Source organism: Pseudomonas sp. GW821-FHT02A11 (genome assembly GCF_059421985.1).
The window spans coordinates 388,649-407,536 of record NZ_JBWKWB010000005.1 but is presented as its reverse complement, the minus strand read 5'-3'; the positions used below and the strand labels follow the sequence as shown (position 1 = coordinate 407,536).

The following is an 18,888-nucleotide window of genomic DNA, read 5'->3' as shown; positions in this document are numbered from 1 at the left end:
CAAGCGCATCCTGACTAGCCGTTGTATCCGGAAAACCCTATGGCAGAACAAACACTCTCAACACCCTTCAAATCGCTTGGATGCGCTGAATGCCGCAACCTCGATGATTTGGGGTTCAGTTTCACCATGGCGTTTCAGCCAATCTTTAATGTCAGGACAGGCTTGCCATATGCCTACGAAGCCCTCGTTCGTGGTCTCAATGGTGAATCCGCTGCCAGCATCCTGGGGTTGGTGAACGACCAAAACCGATACCGCTTCGACCAGGCGTGCAGGGTGCGGGCCATTGAACTGGCAGCGGATTTAGGGCTGCCCGCTCTCCCCGACTGCAAGCTGAGCATCAACTTCCTTCCCAACGCGGTGTACAGGGCTGAAACCTGCATTCGTGCCACATTGGAAGCTGCCCGCGTGTTTAACTTCCCGGTTGAACGCCTGATGTTCGAGGTGACCGAAGGTGAGCGCGTCGACGATCCTGATCACCTGAAATCCATTTTTCAGGAATACGAGCGCCAAGGTTTCACGACCGCCATCGACGACTTCGGATCAGGTTATTCAGGGCTGAATTTCCTGGCGATGTTTCAACCGAACGTTCTCAAGATCGACATGGCGCTTACACGGGGTATCGACCGGGATGGGGTACGGCGCGCCATTGTTGAAGGCATCGTGCTGGTGTCCGAGCGGCTCGGAATCACCGTCGTGGCGGAAGGCATCGAGACGCTTGAAGAACGCGACACGCTGCTGGGGTTGGGCATCGATCTGATGCAGGGCTATCTCTTTGCCAGACCCGCCGTGGGCAAACTGCAGTCAATGCCTGCGGCGTTGATCTGAACGCCTCGCGGAAATTTCTCTGGCCTATGCAAGCCTGAGTGCCCTCTGCAAAGTGGCAAGCCGACGCGGGCCCGCTTGCTCGCGCGTCGGCTTGACCGATTACTCGGTTGGCGATTCGGTGTTGATGTAAGGCGGCACATCAGCCAGTGCCAGCTTGCGACACTGCGTGCTGTGAGGCAGGCGTCTGGCCTCCAAGGGCTCGAGCTTTTGTGGTGATCCGCTTTCGAGGGCTCGCTCTATCGCCATGACCACCCGAACGTCCCGCCACCCCTCTTCGCCATCTGGCTCAGGTGCCTGGTCATTGAGAATGCAACTGGAGAAATACGCGGTTTCGCCAGCGAACTGATCAACCACCGGGTGCACATGCTCAGTGGTCTTACCGTCGATCGTCGCTCGATAACTGATCGCCACGCCTTCGCCATAACCGAAGCATGGCGATGCCTCGATCTCGCCCAGGGTGCCGAGTAACTGGAACCGCTCGGTGTCCGGCAGGGTGTAGCTGACGGTGAAATGAGCCAGCCGCTCTTGCGGGAAACGCAGCGAGACGGTCACGGTGTCCCAGGAGTCCAGTGGCGAGCCTGGCGTCTTGGTGCCCAATGCCATGACTTCAATGGGCTCGGCGTTGAACAGCTTTCTCACCATGTTCAATGGGTACGGGCCCATGTCCGCCACGGGGCCAGCGGCGAAACCATTTTGGTTGCGGTGGTTGTTGGCTTTAACGACTTGCGCGAAGGTCGATGTGAACACCCGAGGGTCACCGAACTCACCCTTTTGCACACGTTCAATCATCCCAAGCGTCCCAGACTCACAATGCAGCCGGTAGGCGATCATGAATTTTGTGCCCGTCCGTTCTGCAACGTCCGCCATCTCCCGGCACTCGGCTTCGTTGGTTGCCATGGGCTTTTCCAAAAGAACATGGATACCGGCCTCAAGCGCGGGGATTACATACTGGGTGTGCAGGAAATTCGGCGTCGCTACGTAGACAGCGTCGATCTCTCCGGAGGCCAGAAGATCGGGGTACTCAGCGTAGGAATAAGACTTCAAGCTGTAGATCGCGGCCAGATCCTGTGCCTTGACTGGATCCCCTGTGACCAGGGCTGTCATCACCGAGTTATCCGTCTGGCCAACACCGGGCATGAAAGCGCCCTGAGAAATTGAACCACCGGCCACCACGGCGTACCGAATCTTTCCATCTGAGCTGGGCATCCTATTCTCCTGTCGAGTCTCAAATTGCTGACACAGGGAATGGGCAAGTCTGACCTGCCAAGGTTCCATCTTTGTCAGCAGGCTGGGTGCAAGCGCGCTGGTACGGTCGGCACGCTTGGCCAGTGATCGTTTATTCGGAACGATACCGGGCTGAAGAACTCAGTTAAGCAACGGGTCCACAACCAGGATCCCTACGTTCGTTCGCAGATTGCGGATCCGACCAGGCGAGGCACACCTCATGCAAACCTTGGATGACCTCAAAAACTCCCGAGCTGTCGCCAGTTTTACATCTCGCCCCCGGCTGATGCTGGGTATGGTGATTTTCTGCGCCGGCGTGGCCCTTTTAACGATCGAGGCGGCTTCAAGTATTTATCGCTAATCGCTGCCAAGTACCCGCGCTATGGCCTGAGAACTGATCACTCGACTTCTTCAAATGCTCACTCCAAAGGAATGACTCATGACGTCCAAACAACCCTTCGCTGCGTTAGCCATCACTGTTCTTTGTGCATTTTCCAGCGTTTCCTATGCGGCTGACGAACCCAGCGTAACGCTGGATCGTCCCGGAACAGGGGCTAGGGAATACAAGGTCGGGGATCCCGTGCCCGATGAATATCAACGCGAAAGCATGGAAGTCAAAGACTGGAAAAGTCGGCACCTGAAAGCGCCTTCCGAACATGAGCAATGGGTACAAATCAACGGCAAATATGCCTTGATCAGTGTGCCGACGGGCACCATCAAGGAAATGGTCAATAAATAGCCGGTGAGCGCTCCAGGCGCGATCGGTCCCCGGTAGCGTGCTCCGCATCCAAAAAAAGCCCGTGCAGGGCACGGGCAAACACTTGGCTCAGGCTACGACCGGCCAAGCAAACCTTGCTTGAAGCGCTGAATGAACAACGTGGTGTGCAGGCCTCGGGCACAGGCTGTGGCCTGCGCCTCAAAGCTGCGAGCGCAACGTCCAAACTCATTCGAAACATGCGCATCGATGCTTTCGATACCTTGCTCTTTCGTCGACGGGTTCCGGGATGCAGAGGCCATAAGCGTGTCCTGTTCTGATCAAATGTGAAGCCGGCAACGGCTGGCGCTGCCGCCGGAGTTGTAGATGACAATGAGCCGAGCAATTTGCGATCGGTAATCGCTCACAGCTTTTATCGGGCTTTTCGGCAATGCTTAATTGGGATTCACACCCCGACGTGCAATTCATCGAAATGAAACAACGACCGACCAGTGGCGGCGGCGTTGAGCCATTGATTCGGCGAGCCCTCTGTGGGTGTAAGCACTCTCCATCTGAATGAATAGTTGAATGAATGCCTGACCAACTGACCGGTGAGTAAAAAATGCTGAACGTTCAGGATCGTCATCGCTCACAAGCACATGGGCGCTAATGCCCATCATGGAATGATGAGGAAAACAAAAATGGCGAACGTACTGAATACCTGCGCATTGGCTCTATTGATCGGCCTGAGCACGCAAGGCGCCTTCGCGGCGCAGGACAACGATGATTTTGTAGAAGACGCCTCTGCCAAAGGCGTGGCTGAGGTGGAGGCTGGCAAGCTCGCTCAGGAGAAGGGAAGCGCCGCCGATGTGAAAACCTTCGCCGACATGATGGTCAAGGACCATACCGCTGCGAACGCCAAGCTCAAGTCCATTGCTGACAAGAAAAACCTTGAAGTTTCCGACAGTGCTGAGCTGGTCGACAAAGCGAAGGCAATGATCCTTGAACTGCGTAGCGCCAAGTCGTTCGATCAGGCCTATGCCAATAACCAGGTCAAGGCTCATGAGCAAACCATTGCCCTGTTTGAAAAGGAGGCCAGCAATGGCAAGGACGCGGACCTCAAAGCCTTCGCTACCGAAACCCTGCCAAAGTTGAAAACTCATCTTGAGCATGCCAAGGCGTTGGCAAAAGCCCACGGCGGTGATGCCGCGAAGTGAAATCAGAAGCGCCGTGCTGTAAGGCGCGGCGCTTCTTGTTCAGTCAAAAGAGTTTTGGCGTATTCATCACTGACAACGGCATTGCGTGACTTCGGGTGCCCCCTGGCGATGATCAAGCCCCTAGGCGTCCCCTCATCTTCGCTGGATTTGCGCCATACCCACTCAGCAGTACGCTGCGCATCGAATCGGGTTGAGAAACGCCAGCAAACTGGGTACGCAATGCAGCAATGAGTTCCGAGATCGCACGACTTGTGCCCAGTGTGGCTAGATCAATTCCGCCAACGACAAGATTGACGCCTGTGGTTCGATCAATGATTTCTACGGTCAGCTTGTCCTTGGAGGGCGAGGTACACCGGCATTCAAGGGGCAGAAAAGCCGATTCGATGATGTGACGTAATTCGAGCGCTGAAATAGCCATGGTGATTTCCTTGTTATGTGAACGGTGGACTGCATGGCGAATGACTTAATTCAATCTTTCGGCGGGGGCGAGGTATGGAAAATTGATTGACGATCAGCCAGGCACTCCCATGAGCCAAACAGCGGTCAGTCCTGAAGAGGCAGTGGTGACGCACCTCAACGCTCTGCGACGTACGATCCAGGCCTTGGCGAAGCTGCACCTGTCTCACATTCATGAGCTCTCGGGGCACCAGACCGTGGATTCCAGACAGAGCCTGGTCCTCAGCTTCGAGCGTCTGGAGGCCTGCGTGGGGGAAATGGAAGAAACGCTCGCAACCATCACCGAGGCGATGAAAAGCGGCTGATCACGTTCTCGCTTCATGATCCGGTCATCCGTCCAGGCCGAATACATTTCATTGAATTATCGCCGCGCCCCTGTCTCTCACCTACATACCAAGAGACCTATGTAGGCCCCCCATGACTTCCCTTAGAAGTGTCGCTGACCGCCTGACTGCCACCCCTGCAGGCTCGTGCGAACCTGTTCACATTTATCACACGCTCCTGCATGAGCCGCACAATGCGGATCAGGCCGAGCTCCGCCTGTTTCTGCAAAAGCAGCTGCAACTGGCGCGAGCTTTTCCGGACGCCTTGCCCGACGACCTCAACGGCCTCACGCCCTGGATCGAGGCAAATGCAAACCAGGTGGCGGCTTCGTATCGGGAATACCTGGAAGGTCGGCACGCAGGCCAGGGCAGGACATTCTTCAGCACCAAAGCTCACGCCTTGTATTTCCTGCAGCATGTAGCTCCCACCAAGCTGGTCGACGGCGCATGGCTGTACAGCGCGGTCTCGCACGGTGACGACTGGCGCTATCGCGATCTCATTCGCACCTATCTGGAAGAGCTCGGGGATGGCGAGCCCGCGCTGAACCATGTCGTGCTTTACCGCAAGCTATTGGCAGATCATGACTGTGCGCCCACTGAAACGCTTGATGAGGAACACTACCTTCAGGGCGCCATTCAGTTAGCGCTGGGACATCTGGGCGATGAGTTTCTGCCTGAGTTGCTGGGCTATAACCTGGGCTATGAGCAGCTGCCGTTGCACTTGTTGATCACCGCATTCGAGCTCAACGAACTGGGGATCGACCCGTACTACTTCACGCTGCACGTCACCATCGATAACGCCAGCACCGGCCACGCGCACAAAGCGGTCAAGACTGTGCTGGGTCTGCTTCCCACTGACGAGTCCCGCCCGGCTTTCATCGCACGGCTGCGCAACGGCTACCTGCTCAACGAGTTGGGCAAAGGCACCAAGGCCGTCATCGCTTCCTTCGATCTGGAACGAGAAGTGGTGGCCATGCTGGAGCGCAAGCGCTCGTTTGGCCAACACATGCATTCCGATTACTGCCGGCTCGACGGCCTGACAGTTAATGAATGGCTGGCCAAGCCTGGGCAATGCAGGGCATTTTTGGCAGCGCTTGAAAACAGGGGCTGGATCAAGCGCCATCAGGATCCCGCCGAAAGCCGTTTCTGGCAATTGATCGATGGGCCTGGTGCTGTGATGTTCGGCGTCTTCAGCGGGTATGAAATGCAGCTCTTGCGAGACTGGATCGCAGGGGACTGGCAAGCACCGGGCGTCGTCAAATCCGCCAACCCGTTCCGATCACAATTTCGCAATCGTCCTCGAGCCGAGGCGGCCGCGGCTGCACCCGCTCAACCAACCATCCCTTCAACGGCTCGGCTGATCGACCTGCTTTCGCCAGCCCACCATTGCACCCCCGAAGGTTTGCATGCCACCCGAGCCTACGCTCGCCAACTTGCCGAAGGATCGTTAGCGCTATGAGTCAGTCCCCTGCATTCACAACCTCAAACGATACCGCTGCGGTGGAAGACCAGACCCATGACAAGGCGTTGCTGCAACTGGGCCGGCGTCTGCATGCGGACGGGTATCAGTTCACGACCGTCACGCCGCTGACACATCAGCGCAACAACCACCGCGATAACAATCGGCAGGCCCGTGACCTGCGGGGCATATTCGGATGGAACCGTCCCTTTGAATCTCAGCTGCTGCCTGATGCCGAACTCAAAGCGCTGCTTGCCAGTGGTGTCATCAGGGCTCATGCCGGGTTGTGGGTCAGCGATGTCAGATGGTCGAGTCTGCACGACCTGCTCTTTGTCCATTCAGGTTTTCCCACCGTTGCACAGGACTCGGTGTTTTTCGGCCCCGACACCTATCGCTTCGCCCAAGCCATCGAAGAACACCTGCGCACCTCTACGCACCCCGTGCGTACGGCGGTGGACATTGGCTGTGGCAGCGGAGCGGGCGCCATCCTGATCGCCCGTGCCCGACGCGAAGCTCAGGTGCTGGCTCTGGACATCAACCCCACTGCGCTGAGGTTCACTGCCGTTAACGCGGCTTTGGCGGAGACTGACAACGTGTCAGCGTGGCACAGTGATCTGCTCGACAGCGCCTCAGGGGATTTCGATCTCATCGTCGCCAATCCGCCGTACATGCAGGACACCCAGAAACGAGCCTATCGGCATGGCGGAGACAGGCTGGGATCTGCGCTCTCCGTGCGCATCGTCGAACAGGCGATCAATCGCCTGGCCCCTGGTGGCAGCCTTGTGCTTTACACCGGCGCCCCGTGGGTTGATGGCGTGGATCTGTTCCTGCAGCACGCCCGACCTATCGTCGATCTTCCCGGCTTCAGCTGGTCGTACCGCGAGGTCGATCCGGACGTGTTCGGTGAAGAACTCGAGACCGAAAACTACACTCAGGCAGAACGGATCGCAGCAGTGGTGCTGACGGTAACCAAAGCGCATTCATGAAGCCACGTCGATGCGCTGGGCCGAGCGTCCTTCCCCGTCCCAGCGCAGCGGACCTCCCCCCCAAAATTGATCACGTTGACTGCGGATGCTCAGTCGAAACCTCATTATTGGCATCGACGTCGGAGGTATCTTCCTCCAGTCCGGCTTCGTCGTCAGAGTCCGGCGCAATCTCTGCTTCACTGTTCGCTTCACCCCCTCTGGCAGGGTGAGGATCAGGAATCACATCTGGCCTGCCGGGCTCCAGAGGTTCAATGGAGTCGACAGCGTTTTCGGTACCGCCGGGAATGCCTGCTGAATGAGTCATACATACCTCGCTTGGCCACGAATAAGTCGTGGCTCAACGCTTTCGAATCCATGCCTGAGCCGTCGTTCGATGAAGTTCTCGAACGGTCATTCTCCAGTGATAAATCGCGAACTCTGCTACCCGTAAACCCTAAGACGAGTAGACCCGGACTGCTCGAAGGCATGCAGAGATGGAAAACCTGATGATCGCCACGCTCAACCCAACAGCATCGGCGCCCGTCTGCCCAATTCGTTGCAATGGCCTGAGCATCCAAACATTCAAGAACGCTTGGGACAGCTTGACAGCGATGCTTGGGCAAACCTGCCCATTACCCCGGCAGACCATCACTGCCGACATCCGTCGCAGAGCCGGCCTGAAATAAAGCGAGCTCCCCTGAGAAGATGCACCGCTGATCACGTCCCCCGTCAAAGTCCTGAACTTAAATCCCCGCGCCCCGCTCCCCTGCTTATAGACCCCACCAAACAGCGGAGAAAAACACTATGCGAGCTCTCACCTATCACGGTGCCCATGACGTCAAGGTAGACACCGTTCCCGACCCGATCATCGAAGCACCGGATGACATCGTCTTGCGAGTCACCGCAACGGCGATCTGCGGTTCGGACCTGCACTTGTATCGCGGCAAGATTCCTACGGTTGAGCACGGCGACATCTTCGGCCATGAGTTCATGGGCATCGTGGAAGAAACCGGCTCGGCAGTCACCGCCGTTCAGCGAGGAGATCGCGTCGTCATCCCGTTCGTCATTGCCTGCGGAGCTTGTTTCTTCTGCCAACAGGATCTATTCGCAGCCTGCGAAACGACGAATACCGGTCGTGGTGCAATCATCAACAAGAAAGCTATCCCGCCAGGCGCGGCGCTGTTTGGTTTCAGCCATATGTATGGGGGCATTCCGGGTGGCCAGGCTGAGTACGTGCGTGTGCCGAAAGCCAATACAGGGCCGTTCAAGGTTCCAGGTACGCTGGCGGATGAAAAGGTGCTGTTCCTCTCGGATATTCTGCCCACCGCGTATCAGGCAGTAACCAACACCGGGATTGGCCAAGGCTCAAGCATTGCCATCTTCGGCGCAGGTCCTGTGGGGCTGCTCAGTGCTTCGGTCGCTCGGATGCTGGGGGCCGACCGGATTTTCATGGTCGATCATCACCCCTACCGCCTCGCCTACGCCCAGCAGGCGTACGGGGTGATTCCTATCAACTTTGATGAAGACGACGACCCTGCCGATACCATCATCCGTCAGACACCTGGTATGCGTGGCGTAGACGGTGTAGTCGATGCGGTGGGCTTCGAAGCGAAAGGCAGTACCACCGAAACGATCCTCGCCACGTTGAAGCTGGAGGGCAGCAGTGGCAAGGCGCTGCGTCAGTGCATCGCCGCCGTACGCCGCGGTGGGGTCGTAAGCGTGCCAGGGGTTTACTCCGGGTTCATCCACGGTTTCCTGTTTGGTGACGCTTTCGACAAAGGCCTGACATTCAAAATGGGCCAGACCCACGTGCAACGCTTCCTGCCTGAACTGCTGGAGCACATCGAGACCGGGCGGCTTTCTCCGGAAGCCATCATCACCCACCGAATGTCGTTGGAGCAGGCCGCCGAGGGCTACAAGCTTTTCGATAAAAAGCAGGAAGAGTGCCGCAAAGTCATCCTGACGCCCGGTGGAAACGACATCGCACTGCCGGAAGTCGATCCCACTGCAAACTCAACTGTTCCTGCCGTCTGACCGGCTTGGGAGGTGTGATATGGAATCAACGTTACTGTGGGTCGCCATTGCCGTCATCGTGTTGCTGGTAGACCTCTGGGCCATTGCAAGTGTCTGGCACACAACCAAATCGTCGAGCACGAAGCTTGGCTGGGCGGTTTTGATTATCGTATTCCCCGTGATTGGACTCGTTATCTGGGGCATTGCGGGGCCGCGAGGCGTGGCACAACCGCCGACCTCCAAAGAGCACAGCAAAGGGTGATTGACGCTGGCGTCCGCTGAGGATCAACCTCGGCGGACAGCCCTGATGACCAAAATCAAGACCCGCATGAACATCAACCCTGGCCTTCCTGGCGACTGCAGCAGAAGAACGTGACAACGTTTTTATCAGGTATGCCGCCCCCGCCAATGCAGAACTCAATGAGGGATTTTGCGTCATTCATTAACAGCATCAGCCTTACTGCGAGGCGTGCCTCCGAGCGCTCACCGCCGGCCGAGGAACCGCTCAAAACAAGGTATTCCGGGCGTCACGCATAAAGATTTCAACGGTCTTGGGGCCGATCCCTTCAAATTCCCCAAGGCGTTTTTCAAACTCCGCTTGGTCATGGCTTGCCTGGCGAATGTTCACAATCTTCCCGCCGTATTCATCGTTCAGTTTTTTGCTGAGTTTGATCAAACGTGCCGCAGTGGATTCGTCATATCGGGCGTAGCCCCCCTCGCCCAGCATTTTTACCAATTCCCCATGGGTGCACGCGCCTAGCTTGCGCGGGGTGTCACGGTGATGTTTTTCGATGATCACCCGGTAAGCAGCTGCGGCAACGTCCGCGCGGATCCGCTTCCCCATCAAAAAACTGGCGATAAACCATTTGAACAGTTCGTGCTCATCATCGCGGCTCAGATCAATATTCAGATCCGCAGCACTGATATTTTTGCTCATGGCTCACGTCCTTCAGGCAGCACGACGCCTCAAACCCTCAGGCCAGTTCCAGAAACGCCTAAGCCCGCCTCTTTATAACGTTCGAGTCATTTGCTTCGCAGCGCCTGAATCAACTCGGCCTTGGTCATTTTCGAGCGTCCAGACACATTGCGAGATCGCGCCTCTGTCATGAGACTCGCTTTACTCTGACTTTCAAGTGATGACTTGGAGTCGCGGCCATGACCACTGCGTGTTTGCGCAGCCCTCTTGCCCGAATCAGACTTGGCTTGAGCCTTGGCAGAGGCAGATGTTTTTTTACCTGAACCCCCTGCCTTGTTACCTCCACCTGACTGCTTGTTTACGGTCGCCCAGGCACGGGCCTGGGCTTCACCTTTTGGCGTGCCCTTATCCTCGTAGCTTTCTTCAATATGTTCCGCTTTGCGTTTCTGCTCTTCGGTGTACTTATCTTTGCTTCCACGTGGCATGGCTGATACCTCCAACTCGAAAATCGAAGACGCGTGGTCGCGCCCCTGCCAATAAGGAAGTCGATTTTTCCAAAAAAGTTCACCGAGTTTTCTACCAATTTACGGTGTCGCGATCAGGTTGGAGCGCATCGGCAGCGAACACCGTTCTCGATAACAGTCTTTGATCCATGCAACTACTTTTGCAACCACCTCCGCTGAGGCAGAAGGATCTTCAGCGCGCTTTGAGTGCCGCTCGGAGTGCTTTGCGTAGTGGTGCATTTTTCGCAATACGTGACGGACCAACATGCTGTCAGCGCAGATGAGCCTAGGGCATCTGATGCAAATGCCGGATAATTGGATACGCCTCAGCACAAGGGCTGACCAAGCCTCCATGGTTGAAAAATCTGGGATCGCATGGGGCACCGCTTCACACAAAAGCCACTAACGGGCATTAACGAGGGCTATTTTTCCTTTTGATGTTCGCTTGCCGATAACCTTCCCCGCTACCAGCTCTATCTCAACAAAACCCCGCTCCTTCAATTGCAGCAGGGTTGTGAAGTCGAGAGGATCAATGGCGCGTGAGGCATCGTCCTTGAAAGTCGATAAGAGCCTTAGCGCACGAGATTCGAGCATCGGTAATCACCTAATGAACTCACTGGTGGCGATTTGTCACCATGCTTCGTCAGTAGTTCCAAATCCAATCATTCTCTCTGGAATATGAGTTAGCCGAGCGGTATACCGGCTCACTTGAACGATTCCTGTCCATAAAGCTCCAGATAGGTGACCGAAGGGCTGGTTGACCCTGCATGAGTGCGTTCGAGAGGCTAGAGGAATCCATGGATTTTATTCAATGGCCTGCCATGGTTGCGATTCTGATCGCATCATGGCTTGCAGCATCCCAGCACGCCAAAAGGCGAAAGCTTGCTTTCCTTGGCTTTATCCTCGGCAACCTGTTGTGGATTGTCTGGGGGCTGTATGTAGAAGCTTATGCCCTCGCTTTGCTGGACGGGATACTGTGTGGGATGAATATCAGAGGTTTTATGAAAAACAGGACAGCCACTCAGCGAGATGAGCCCGATGCGGCATGAAGCCAGCTTCAATCCCCAGCCTCAGGAGCAGTTAGCATGGTGAACAGCGTTGACTGGGTGCAGTGGCCGGCGATGCTGGTGACCGTCTTGGCAGCGTGGCTTATTGGCTCGCAGCAAGCGCGGCGGAGAATGACAGGATTCTGGTGCTTCATTCTGAGCAATGTCCTATGGATTATCTGGGGGCTGCCAGCTCATGCCTATGCATTGATCGTCCTGCAGGTATGCCTGTTCGCGATGAACCTTCGCGGATTCAGAAAAAATTTCAGAAGCCATAAAAAAGAGCAAAGTCTCTAGCCTTCATCCCACCTCCCCAGGCCTTGGGGCCTTTGAGCGTACCCGCCTCCTGCACTCGTTCAATCCCTGGTACAGCCCCGAAGCCTCGAACTGGCGGACATTGAACGCAGCCACAGATGGCTCCCTTCGGCGGGTATTTCCCGTCGCATTATCCACAGGTATCACAATCAGACGGAACGGCTCGCAGGCCCACTATGTCAATGATTTAGGTGACCGGAGACGCCCATGGACATGCAGGTTCAAGCACCAACAAGAGACATCGTTGTGATAGGCGGATCTCAGGGCGCACTCGATGTCTTGAGAACCTTACTCGGTGCACTGCCCCGAGACTTCCCCGCAGCGATCATGATCGTGATCCATTCCGGGCCCTCCAGTCCTGGATATCTGGCCGACATCATTGGCCGGTATACGACGTTGCCGGTTGAATATGCGGGTGAGGGTGAAATGATCGAGCCGGGGCGGATCTATGTCGCCCCCGCCGATAGGCATCTGGAGATCGTTGCCCCCGGCTTGCTGCACCTGAGTGACGGGCCCAAGGTTCGATATTCACGGCCAGCAGCTGACCGTTTGTTCACGACGGCGGCTGAGGTATTCGGGCCACGGGTTATCTGTGTTGTTCTTTCAGGCGGAGACTGCGACGGCGCACAGGGAGCCAATGCTGTGGCAGCGGCGGGTGGTCAGTGCCTGGTTCAGGAACCACAAGATGCGGTCGTGGCCAGTATGCCCATCAGTGTCATCCAGCGAGACCATCCCGATGCCATAGTCAATAAAGACCACATGGCTGCGGCTTTAGTGAGAGCGGTTAACGGCGTGCTGATTTAGTTCATCCGTACCGATCCATGTTTGAAACAATCGATTTCGCAGGTCGCGGGGATGTCCGCTCGCTTGGGTGTCATTCGCATCCGACGGGATACATGCTGCGGATTGCTGCCGTCAGTTCAAATAGACTTTTCCGCTAAATTGAAACGGCTGACACTGGCACGCTAGCCAAGCCCCAGACCCGTGCCCCGCTTTTCTTCAGACGAAAAAAAACCCGAGAATTCACACTGACGTGGACCTCTCGGGTTTTGAAGATGGTGGGTCGTGTGGGATTCGAACCTACGACCAATTGGTTAAAAGCCAACTGCTCTACCAACTGAGCTAACGACCCGCTTCGTGGTGGTGCGTATCTTACTGTAATTTCTCAGTAATTCAACACCTTATCGAAAAAAAATTAAAAATAATTCGTTGGATCCGGCAAACCGGCTGCGGCGAAGCCTTCTGCGCGCAGGCGGCAGCTGTCGCATTTACCGCATGCACGGCCTTGATCGTCGGCCTGATAGCAGGAAACGGTCATTGCATAATTGACGCCGAGACGGGTACCGGCCTTGACGATATCGGCCTTGCTGAGCATCTGCAGTGGCGCCTGAATCGAGAAGCCCTGCCCTTCTACGCCGGCCTTTGTCGCCAAGTTGGCCATGCGCTCGAAGGCCTCGACGAACTCGGGGCGGCAGTCCGGGTAGCCGGAATAGTCCACCGCGTTGACGCCGATGAAGATATCCCGTGCGCCGAGCACTTCAGCCCAGCCCAGGGCCAGGGACAGGAACACGGTGTTGCGCGCAGGCACGTAGGTCACCGGGATGCCCTCGCTCGGCGCTTGCGGTACGTCAATGCTGCTGTCGGTAAGTGCCGAGCCGCCAATGCCGTTCAGGTCAAGGCCGATCACCTTGTGCTCGACCACGCCCAGATCCTTGGCCACGCGCTCGGCCGCCTGCAGTTCGGCGCGATGACGCTGACCGTAGTCGAAGCTCATGGTGTAGCAAGTGAAGCCGTCAGCTTTGGCCATGGCGACCACCGTGGCCGAATCCAGGCCACCGGACAGCAGGATTACCGCGCGTTTCTCAGTCATCGTGTGTTCACTCATTTCAGCGTCCTGGCTCGTCGTCCCAGAGAATTTTGTGCAATTGCAGCTGCATTCTTACCGGCAGGTTATCCGCCACGATCCAGTCTGCAAGATCCCGGGGACGCAGATCATGGGCAACCGGCGAGAACAGTACCTCGCCCGCACGACGTTCCAGGCCGTACTGAATCAGCTTGGAGACGGCCCAGTCGTAATCCTCACGAGAACAGATCACGAACTTGACCTGATCGTTCGGCGTCAGCAGCTCGACGTTTTCGTAGCGATTGCGCGCGACTTCTTTAGAGCCTGGGGTCTTCAGGTCGACGACACGACTGACGCGAGGATCAACCTTGGAGATATCCAGCGCACCGCTGGTTTCTAGGGAAACCTCATAGCCCGCGTCGCACAGGCGCTCAAGCAGCTTGATGGCATTGGGCTGGGCCAGGGGCTCACCGCCAGTCACGCAGACGTAACGAGGACGATAGCTCGCAACCTGCTCAATAAGCGAGTCGAGAGTTTGAATGGTGCCGCCCGTGAAGGCGTATTCGCTGTCGCAATAGCCACAACGCAGAGGGCAGCCGGTGAGGCGCACGAATACAGTAGGCAAACCTGCCGTGCGCGTTTCACCCTGCAACGAGTAAAAAACTTCGGTGATGCGTAATGTGTCTTGCATAAGGGCCACGGGCGTAACGGCTAAACAGGCCATCCGCCTCCGTCAGGCACCTCTGTACACCCTGCGCTCGCAGAATCTACAGAAGCGTAATCAATACCGGAATTTCGGGTGCGAGATTCTAACGAAAAAAGCCGCGCAACGCGCGGCTTTCTTGAATCGGGGGTCAAACCGTCTGACGATCAGAGACGCTGCAGGTCACGCTGAGCCAGTTGGGCTGCCGAGGTCCCAGGGTATTGGGCGACAACTTGTTGCAGGATACCTTTCACCTTGTCGGTGTGACCGAGGCGGCGTTCGACATCTGCCAGTTTGTAGAGCGAGTCAGGCACCTTGGCGTGCTTGGGGTATAGCTGGCTCACTTTGGCGAACGCTTGACCGGCACCTTGCAGGTCACCTTTGGCCAGGTTCACCTCGCCCAACCAGTACTGGGCATTACCCGCGTATTGGCTGTTCGGGTATTTGCGCAGGAACGCAGAGAACGCCTGGCTGGCCTTGTCGAAATCCTTGGCCTTGATCAGATCGAAAGCAGCGTCGTAGTAGAGCTTTTCTTTCGCCGGGTCACCGGGTTCTGCGCTGGCCTGCGACGCCTGTCCAGCAGCTGCGCCGGCAGCAGGTGCGACAGGTGTTCCGCCGGCATTGACGCCGCCGTCGGACGAAGAATTGTTGGCAGCCGGTGCGGCAGGTGCGCCCCCAGCTCCGATGCGGGAGTCGAGATCCTTGTAACGATCCAGCGCTTCTTGCTTCATCTGCTGGATGTCGTTCTGCTGGACTTCGACGATTCCGCGCAAGCGCGAAATTTCATCCTGCATTTGTTGCAACTGCATGAACAGCTGACCTTGCGCCGAAGGCTGGGCCGTAGCCCCGCCTCCGGCGTAGGCGCCCGCCGTACCATAACCCGATGGCGGATAACTGCTGCCAGCAGAGCCAGAGTTGTCATCGACCACAGGAACCGCACCCATCGCTGCAAGAGGAAGGGTGAGAGCCAAAACGGTTAAAGCACGGCGGCACGTTCGCATGTCAAATTACTTACGCAGTTCGACGCGACGGTTTTGAGCCCAGGATTGCTCGTCGTTGCCGGTAGCAACTGGACGCTCTTCACCGTAGGAAACCACTTCCAGCTGAGCTGGCGATACGCCTTGCAGAACCAGGTAGCGTTGAACGGCTTTCGCACGACGCTCGCCCAGTGCCTGGTTGTACTCGCGGGTACCGCGTTCGTCAGTGTTACCTTCCAGAACAACGCGAGCGCCGTTAGCTTTCAGGTCCTTGGCGTGAACGTCCAGAGCGCGCATGGCTTCTGGCTTCAGGTCGGAACTGTCGTATTCGAAGTAGAAAGTGGTGATTGCGCGCAGAGCAGCTTCTTCGCTCAGCGAGCCGTCAACGGCACCCGAGTTAGCGCCGTAACCAGCGTTTGGATCTACAGCAGCGCCTTGACCGGCATTGTCGCCGCCTTTGGACGAGCAACCTACAGCTACAGCCATGGCCAGAGCCAGCGCAGCAAATTTACCAAACTTCAGCATTTCCATCGTGAAACTCCTAATGAACCCCAGTGTGTTAAGTAAAACGTAAAGCGCCGCGTCAGTTCAGGTAAGGGGACCAGGAAGGTTCTCTGACTTCGCCTTGAGCGGTAGGAAGCGGGAGCCTTACGCGTCCGTTAATGGACACGAGCATCAAGACTCCCCGGCCCTGCTGGCGGGTGGCGTAGATTACCATGGTGCCGTTGGGCGCAACAGTAGGCGACTCATCAAGGTTGCTGTCCGTGAGAACTTTTACGCTACCACGTTGCAAATCCTGAGCTGCCACCTTGAAGTTGGTGAAGCCGTCCTGGCGGTGAATCATGACCAGCGTCTTTTCATCGGCAGACAACTTGGGTGCCGCATTGTAGTTGCCGATGAACGTGACGCGCTGTGCGCCGCCGCCATTGATACTGGATTTATAGATCTGTGGCTTGCCACCCCGATCAGACGTGAAATAAATGGTCGAGCCATCTTTACCGAAGAACGGTTCGGTATCGATGGAAGCGTCATTGGTTACCCGGCTCAATTGACGCGAAGCCACGTCCATCACATAAATTTCAGGGTTGCCGTCTTTGGACAACACCATCGCCAGCTTGCTGCCATCCGGGGACCATGCCGGCGCACCGTTCAGGCCTTCGAAGTTGGTAATCTGCTCGCGGCGACCGGTATCGATGTGTTGCACGAAAATGCGCGGACGCTTCTGTTCGAACGACACGTAGGCAATACGTTTGCCGTCCGGTGCGAAACGTGGCGACAGGATCGGTTCACGGGACTGCAGCAGGGTCACTGCGCGAGCACCGTCGTAGTCCGAACGTTGCAGCGTGTAACGGGTGTTGTTGGTACCGAAACGCTCGGCCGTGACGTACAGCATGCGGGTGGAGAACGCACCTTTGATGCCGGTCAGCTTTTCAAATGACTGGTCAGCAATATAGTGCGCCATGTCACGCAGCTGATCGGTCGTGCCCGACACGTTGCCGGTGAGCACCTGCTGCTCGGTGGCGACGTTGAACAGCGCGTACTGGACCTGCAGACGACCGCCAGCGGGCGAGATGCTACCCACCATGACGTACTGGGCACCCAACGCTTTCCAGTCACGGAAAATGACTTCGCTGGCCTGACTCGGCTGGCTGATCATGTTTTCCTTTGGAATAGGCGAGTAGTAGCCCGAATTCAGCAAGTCGTTGCTGATGATCTTGGCCATGTCTTCTGGCAGTACGCTGCCGCCCTGCAAGCCGAAAGGCACGATTGCGATAGGCGTGGCGCGGTCACTGCCGCTTGTGACCAGAATGTTCTTTTCGTCGGCAGCGGCGAAACCCGCTGCGCAACATAGAACGACAAGCAATCCTCGAAGAAGGTTAATCACAAGGCTAGATCCTCAGGTGTGAATGTCATCTTGAATGACCGGTAAGGTGCGAAATCCGAAGGTTTCAGCCCCTGCATTTCTGTCAAACGACCAATGTTCTTGACCGCAGCCACTGCCGAACTGTCGAACGGACCGTCGCCGCTGGACTTGCTGACCGCTACCGAACTGATGGTTCCATCCGGCAACATGGCGATCTGCAATACGACTGTCATGCCTTTGCGTGCAGAAGGTGGGCGTGCCCAACCCTCGGCAGCTCGCGAACGAATCAAGTCATCGAAGCTACCCGCGACCTCATCACCCTTCTCGTCGGCCAGTGCCTGTTGGCGTTCCGGCTTGTCGGAGAGCAGGTCGGCCAATGCTTGCGCCTTCTTCTCTTCGGCTGATTTACGGGCTGCGTCCTGGGCCTTCTTCTTGGCGTCGTCAGCGGCTTTTTTCTTGGCATCCTCAGCCGCTTTTTTCTTCGCGTCTTCGGCGGCCTTTTTCTTCGCGTCTTCAGCAGCCTGCTTCTTCGCGTCCTCGGCAGCCTGTTTCTTGGCTTCCTCGGCAGCGGCGCGCTTGGCGTCTTCCTCGGCTTTTTTCTTCGCGTCGTCTTCGGCTTTCTTCTTGGCTATATCAGCCAATTGTTTCTCTTCTGCGGCTTTCTTGGCGTCGTCCGCTTTTTTGGCTTCGGCTTTCTTGGCGTCATCGGCTTTTTTGGCCTCTTCGGCTTTCTTCGCTTCCTCGGCCTTTTGCTCTTCGGCTTTTTGAGCGGCGTCGGCTTTCTTTTGTTCCGCCGCCTTTATGGCCTCTTGCTCGACTTTTTTCTGCTCCATCTGCTCGACTTCTGTCTGTCGCGCAGCGGATTTCTTTGCCTCACCGGCAAGCTTCTGGTTGGTCTGGGTCGTCGCCTGACTCTTGGACTTCAACTGATAAAGCGTGGCCTGAACGATAGGCTTGGCTTCAGGCAGCTCCGGCGTCATTGCGAAGCTGACGAACAGCAGGCCAAAAATCAGGACGTGCAGTGCCACAGCCCAGACCGAGGGCCAGAAGTAGCTTTCCGAGGCTGACGGCTCTCGAATCGGCTGCATCAGGGCGCCTCGGTAATCAGACCAACGTTCCCGACTCCGGCCTTCTGCAACCCGCCCATCGTGCCCATCACGGCACCGTAATCAACGGATTTGTCGCCACGGATGAACACTTGGGTCTGTTTGCCCGCTTCACGACCGGCCGCGATGATCTTGGTCACGGCACTGGTCAGCTGCGGCAAGGTCATGGCCTTGTCCATCTGCTTGTCGGTATCGACTTCGCTGCCAAGGTTCCAGTAGTAGGTCTTGTCAGCCTTGATCGAAATGGTCAGGACCTGATTGTTGTTGTCCTGCGGCAAGGCCTCGCTGGAGACCTTGGGCAGATCGACTTTCACGCCCTGGTTAATCATTGGAGCCGTCACCATGAAGATGACCAGCAGTACCAGCATCACGTCGATGTAAGGCACCACGTTCATTTCGGCGACCGGCTTGCGTTTGCCGCGTCGGCCGCGAGCGATTA

26 protein-coding genes and 1 tRNA gene are annotated in these 18,888 nt (G+C 56.8%); 13 read left to right on the top strand and 14 right to left on the bottom strand.

Annotation, left to right across the window (positions count from 1 at the left end):
- Positions 1-39 precede the first annotated feature (39 nt).
- Positions 40-825: an EAL domain-containing protein gene (locus AC07V9_RS11240; RefSeq protein WP_495015775.1), complete on the top strand. Its 786-nt coding sequence runs from the start codon at positions 40-42 to the stop codon at positions 823-825.
- 99 nt (positions 826-924) lie between these two features.
- Here the strand turns inward: AC07V9_RS11240 and AC07V9_RS11235 are convergent, their stop codons facing one another.
- Positions 925-2,031, bottom strand: coding sequence for a Gfo/Idh/MocA family protein (locus tag AC07V9_RS11235; RefSeq protein WP_495015774.1), 1,107 nt, complete (start codon positions 2,029-2,031; stop codon positions 925-927).
- 238 nt (positions 2,032-2,269) lie between these two features.
- On the opposite strand from AC07V9_RS11235, the gene AC07V9_RS11230 reads away from it, so the two are divergent.
- The 3 genes from AC07V9_RS11230 to AC07V9_RS11220 all read left to right on the top strand — a co-directional run bounded on the left by AC07V9_RS11230 (position 2,270) and on the right by AC07V9_RS11220 (position 3,960).
- Positions 2,270-2,410 (top strand): hypothetical protein, encoded by a 141-nt coding sequence (locus AC07V9_RS11230; RefSeq protein ID WP_495015773.1) that lies wholly within the window; start codon positions 2,270-2,272, stop codon positions 2,408-2,410.
- A gap of 78 nt (positions 2,411-2,488) precedes the next feature.
- Positions 2,489-2,788: an RcnB family protein gene (locus tag AC07V9_RS11225; protein WP_495015772.1), complete on the top strand. Its 300-nt coding sequence runs from the start codon at positions 2,489-2,491 to the stop codon at positions 2,786-2,788.
- A 656-nt stretch (positions 2,789-3,444) separates the two neighbouring features.
- Entirely contained in the window at positions 3,445-3,960 is a 516-nt protein-coding gene (locus tag AC07V9_RS11220) for a DUF4142 domain-containing protein (RefSeq protein ID WP_495015798.1), read from the top strand.
- Between the two features lie 112 nt (positions 3,961-4,072).
- Here AC07V9_RS11220 and AC07V9_RS11215 read toward each other — a convergent pair whose 3' ends face one another.
- Positions 4,073-4,378, bottom strand: coding sequence for a DUF1652 domain-containing protein (locus AC07V9_RS11215; RefSeq protein ID WP_495015771.1), 306 nt, complete (start codon positions 4,376-4,378; stop codon positions 4,073-4,075).
- A 109-nt stretch (positions 4,379-4,487) separates the two neighbouring features.
- On the opposite strand from AC07V9_RS11215, the gene AC07V9_RS11210 reads away from it, so the two are divergent.
- The 3 genes from AC07V9_RS11210 to AC07V9_RS11200 all read left to right on the top strand — a co-directional run bounded on the left by AC07V9_RS11210 (position 4,488) and on the right by AC07V9_RS11200 (position 7,184).
- Positions 4,488-4,721, top strand: a complete 234-nt coding sequence (locus AC07V9_RS11210; protein WP_495015770.1) for a hypothetical protein — start codon at positions 4,488-4,490, stop codon at positions 4,719-4,721.
- A gap of 112 nt (positions 4,722-4,833) precedes the next feature.
- The gene (locus AC07V9_RS11205; RefSeq protein ID WP_495015769.1) at positions 4,834-6,198 is read left to right on the top strand and encodes an iron-containing redox enzyme family protein; all 1,365 of its coding nucleotides are present in this window, start codon (positions 4,834-4,836) and stop codon (positions 6,196-6,198) included.
- Positions 6,195-7,184: a methyltransferase gene (locus tag AC07V9_RS11200; protein ID WP_495015768.1), complete on the top strand. Its 990-nt coding sequence runs from the start codon at positions 6,195-6,197 to the stop codon at positions 7,182-7,184. Before AC07V9_RS11205 ends, AC07V9_RS11200 begins: the two co-directional genes overlap by 4 nt.
- Positions 7,185-7,254: 70 nt before the next feature.
- Here the strand turns inward: AC07V9_RS11200 and AC07V9_RS11195 are convergent, their stop codons facing one another.
- Complete coding sequence (locus AC07V9_RS11195; protein ID WP_495015767.1) at positions 7,255-7,488, bottom strand: hypothetical protein; 234 nt, start codon at positions 7,486-7,488, stop codon at positions 7,255-7,257.
- 169 nt (positions 7,489-7,657) lie between these two features.
- Here AC07V9_RS11195 and AC07V9_RS11190 point away from each other — a divergent pair, with 169 nt between their 5' ends.
- The 3 genes from AC07V9_RS11190 (at position 7,658) to AC07V9_RS11180 (ending at position 9,438) form a co-directional block, all read left to right on the top strand.
- Positions 7,658-7,849 (top strand): hypothetical protein, encoded by a 192-nt coding sequence (locus tag AC07V9_RS11190; protein ID WP_495015766.1) that lies wholly within the window; start codon positions 7,658-7,660, stop codon positions 7,847-7,849.
- Between the two features lie 118 nt (positions 7,850-7,967).
- A complete protein-coding gene (locus AC07V9_RS11185) occupies positions 7,968-9,197 on the top strand; it encodes a zinc-dependent alcohol dehydrogenase (RefSeq protein WP_495015765.1) in 1,230 nt (409 codons plus the stop codon).
- A 19-nt stretch (positions 9,198-9,216) separates the two neighbouring features.
- Positions 9,217-9,438 carry a PLD nuclease N-terminal domain-containing protein gene (locus tag AC07V9_RS11180; RefSeq protein WP_495015764.1) on the top strand — a complete coding sequence of 74 codons (222 nt, stop codon included), beginning with the start codon at positions 9,217-9,219 and terminating at the stop codon, positions 9,436-9,438.
- A gap of 243 nt (positions 9,439-9,681) precedes the next feature.
- On the opposite strand, the gene AC07V9_RS11175 is transcribed toward AC07V9_RS11180, so the two are convergent.
- The 3 genes from AC07V9_RS11175 to AC07V9_RS11165 all read right to left on the bottom strand — a co-directional run bounded on the left by AC07V9_RS11175 (position 9,682) and on the right by AC07V9_RS11165 (position 11,189).
- Complete coding sequence (locus AC07V9_RS11175) at positions 9,682-10,113, bottom strand: HhH-GDP family DNA glycosylase (RefSeq protein ID WP_495015763.1); 432 nt, start codon at positions 10,111-10,113, stop codon at positions 9,682-9,684.
- 86 nt (positions 10,114-10,199) lie between these two features.
- Complete coding sequence (locus AC07V9_RS11170) at positions 10,200-10,577, bottom strand: termination factor Rho (RefSeq protein ID WP_495015762.1); 378 nt, start codon at positions 10,575-10,577, stop codon at positions 10,200-10,202.
- 420 nt (positions 10,578-10,997) lie between these two features.
- Positions 10,998-11,189 (bottom strand): hypothetical protein, encoded by a 192-nt coding sequence (locus tag AC07V9_RS11165; RefSeq protein ID WP_495015761.1) that lies wholly within the window; start codon positions 11,187-11,189, stop codon positions 10,998-11,000.
- 203 nt (positions 11,190-11,392) lie between these two features.
- Between AC07V9_RS11165 and AC07V9_RS11160 the strand changes: the two genes are divergently transcribed.
- The 3 genes from AC07V9_RS11160 to AC07V9_RS11150 all read left to right on the top strand — a co-directional run bounded on the left by AC07V9_RS11160 (position 11,393) and on the right by AC07V9_RS11150 (position 12,760).
- Positions 11,393-11,644 (top strand): hypothetical protein, encoded by a 252-nt coding sequence (locus AC07V9_RS11160; RefSeq protein ID WP_495015760.1) that lies wholly within the window; start codon positions 11,393-11,395, stop codon positions 11,642-11,644.
- A 36-nt stretch (positions 11,645-11,680) separates the two neighbouring features.
- Entirely contained in the window at positions 11,681-11,938 is a 258-nt protein-coding gene (locus tag AC07V9_RS11155; protein WP_495015759.1) for a hypothetical protein, read from the top strand.
- Between the two features lie 225 nt (positions 11,939-12,163).
- Positions 12,164-12,760: a chemotaxis protein CheB gene (locus tag AC07V9_RS11150; RefSeq protein WP_495015758.1), complete on the top strand. Its 597-nt coding sequence runs from the start codon at positions 12,164-12,166 to the stop codon at positions 12,758-12,760.
- Positions 12,761-13,012: 252 nt separating this feature from the next.
- Here the strand turns inward: AC07V9_RS11150 and AC07V9_RS11145 are convergent.
- From AC07V9_RS11145 to tolR, 8 genes are all read right to left on the bottom strand, one after another.
- A tRNA-Lys gene (locus tag AC07V9_RS11145) sits at positions 13,013-13,088 on the bottom strand.
- A gap of 63 nt (positions 13,089-13,151) precedes the next feature.
- Complete coding sequence (gene queC / locus AC07V9_RS11140) at positions 13,152-13,826, bottom strand: 7-cyano-7-deazaguanine synthase QueC (protein ID WP_495015797.1); 675 nt, start codon at positions 13,824-13,826, stop codon at positions 13,152-13,154.
- A gap of 16 nt (positions 13,827-13,842) precedes the next feature.
- A complete protein-coding gene (queE, locus tag AC07V9_RS11135; RefSeq protein WP_495015757.1) occupies positions 13,843-14,490 on the bottom strand; it encodes a 7-carboxy-7-deazaguanine synthase QueE in 648 nt (215 codons plus the stop codon).
- A gap of 179 nt (positions 14,491-14,669) precedes the next feature.
- Positions 14,670-15,503, bottom strand: coding sequence for a tol-pal system protein YbgF (gene ybgF, locus AC07V9_RS11130; protein WP_495015756.1), 834 nt, complete (start codon positions 15,501-15,503; stop codon positions 14,670-14,672).
- Between the two features lie 6 nt (positions 15,504-15,509).
- Positions 15,510-16,010: a peptidoglycan-associated lipoprotein Pal gene (gene pal / locus AC07V9_RS11125; RefSeq protein ID WP_495015755.1), complete on the bottom strand. Its 501-nt coding sequence runs from the start codon at positions 16,008-16,010 to the stop codon at positions 15,510-15,512.
- A 52-nt stretch (positions 16,011-16,062) separates the two neighbouring features.
- A complete protein-coding gene (gene tolB, locus AC07V9_RS11120) occupies positions 16,063-17,364 on the bottom strand; it encodes a Tol-Pal system beta propeller repeat protein TolB (RefSeq protein ID WP_495015754.1) in 1,302 nt (433 codons plus the stop codon).
- Positions 17,361-18,431 carry a cell envelope integrity protein TolA gene (tolA, locus tag AC07V9_RS11115; protein WP_495015753.1) on the bottom strand — a complete coding sequence of 357 codons (1,071 nt, stop codon included), beginning with the start codon at positions 18,429-18,431 and terminating at the stop codon, positions 17,361-17,363. Before tolA ends, tolB begins: the two co-directional genes overlap by 4 nt.
- A complete protein-coding gene (tolR, locus tag AC07V9_RS11110) occupies positions 18,431-18,886 on the bottom strand; it encodes a protein TolR (RefSeq protein ID WP_274134464.1) in 456 nt (151 codons plus the stop codon). The genes tolA and tolR overlap by 1 nt, the downstream gene beginning before the upstream one ends.
- Between the last annotated feature and the right edge of the window lie 2 nt (positions 18,887-18,888).

What these genes read in the sequence shown, in the direction of transcription:
- AC07V9_RS11240 (WP_495015775.1), top strand. Translation starts at nt 40, where the DNA reads ATGGCAGAACAAACACTCTCAACACCCTTCAAATCGCTTGGATGCGCT.
- AC07V9_RS11235 (WP_495015774.1), bottom strand. Translation starts at nt 2,031, where the DNA reads ATGCCCAGCTCAGATGGAAAGATTCGGTACGCCGTGGTGGCCGGTGGT.
- AC07V9_RS11230 (WP_495015773.1), top strand. Translation starts at nt 2,270, where the DNA reads ATGCAAACCTTGGATGACCTCAAAAACTCCCGAGCTGTCGCCAGTTTT.
- AC07V9_RS11225 (WP_495015772.1), top strand. Translation starts at nt 2,489, where the DNA reads ATGACGTCCAAACAACCCTTCGCTGCGTTAGCCATCACTGTTCTTTGT.
- AC07V9_RS11220 (WP_495015798.1), top strand. Translation starts at nt 3,445, where the DNA reads ATGGCGAACGTACTGAATACCTGCGCATTGGCTCTATTGATCGGCCTG.
- AC07V9_RS11215 (WP_495015771.1), bottom strand. Translation starts at nt 4,378, where the DNA reads ATGGCTATTTCAGCGCTCGAATTACGTCACATCATCGAATCGGCTTTT.
- AC07V9_RS11210 (WP_495015770.1), top strand. Translation starts at nt 4,488, where the DNA reads ATGAGCCAAACAGCGGTCAGTCCTGAAGAGGCAGTGGTGACGCACCTC.
- AC07V9_RS11205 (WP_495015769.1), top strand. Translation starts at nt 4,834, where the DNA reads ATGACTTCCCTTAGAAGTGTCGCTGACCGCCTGACTGCCACCCCTGCA.
- AC07V9_RS11200 (WP_495015768.1), top strand. Translation starts at nt 6,195, where the DNA reads ATGAGTCAGTCCCCTGCATTCACAACCTCAAACGATACCGCTGCGGTG.
- AC07V9_RS11195 (WP_495015767.1), bottom strand. Translation starts at nt 7,488, where the DNA reads ATGACTCATTCAGCAGGCATTCCCGGCGGTACCGAAAACGCTGTCGAC.
- AC07V9_RS11190 (WP_495015766.1), top strand. Translation starts at nt 7,658, where the DNA reads ATGGAAAACCTGATGATCGCCACGCTCAACCCAACAGCATCGGCGCCC.
- AC07V9_RS11185 (WP_495015765.1), top strand. Translation starts at nt 7,968, where the DNA reads ATGCGAGCTCTCACCTATCACGGTGCCCATGACGTCAAGGTAGACACC.
- AC07V9_RS11180 (WP_495015764.1), top strand. Translation starts at nt 9,217, where the DNA reads ATGGAATCAACGTTACTGTGGGTCGCCATTGCCGTCATCGTGTTGCTG.
- AC07V9_RS11175 (WP_495015763.1), bottom strand. Translation starts at nt 10,113, where the DNA reads ATGAGCAAAAATATCAGTGCTGCGGATCTGAATATTGATCTGAGCCGC.
- AC07V9_RS11170 (WP_495015762.1), bottom strand. Translation starts at nt 10,577, where the DNA reads ATGCCACGTGGAAGCAAAGATAAGTACACCGAAGAGCAGAAACGCAAA.
- AC07V9_RS11165 (WP_495015761.1), bottom strand. Translation starts at nt 11,189, where the DNA reads ATGCTCGAATCTCGTGCGCTAAGGCTCTTATCGACTTTCAAGGACGAT.
- AC07V9_RS11160 (WP_495015760.1), top strand. Translation starts at nt 11,393, where the DNA reads ATGGATTTTATTCAATGGCCTGCCATGGTTGCGATTCTGATCGCATCA.
- AC07V9_RS11155 (WP_495015759.1), top strand. Translation starts at nt 11,681, where the DNA reads ATGGTGAACAGCGTTGACTGGGTGCAGTGGCCGGCGATGCTGGTGACC.
- AC07V9_RS11150 (WP_495015758.1), top strand. Translation starts at nt 12,164, where the DNA reads ATGGACATGCAGGTTCAAGCACCAACAAGAGACATCGTTGTGATAGGC.
- queC (WP_495015797.1), bottom strand. Translation starts at nt 13,826, where the DNA reads ATGACTGAGAAACGCGCGGTAATCCTGCTGTCCGGTGGCCTGGATTCG.
- queE (WP_495015757.1), bottom strand. Translation starts at nt 14,490, where the DNA reads ATGCAAGACACATTACGCATCACCGAAGTTTTTTACTCGTTGCAGGGT.
- ybgF (WP_495015756.1), bottom strand. Translation starts at nt 15,503, where the DNA reads ATGCGAACGTGCCGCCGTGCTTTAACCGTTTTGGCTCTCACCCTTCCT.
- pal (WP_495015755.1), bottom strand. Translation starts at nt 16,010, where the DNA reads ATGGAAATGCTGAAGTTTGGTAAATTTGCTGCGCTGGCTCTGGCCATG.
- tolA (WP_495015753.1), bottom strand. Translation starts at nt 18,431, where the DNA reads ATGCAGCCGATTCGAGAGCCGTCAGCCTCGGAAAGCTACTTCTGGCCC.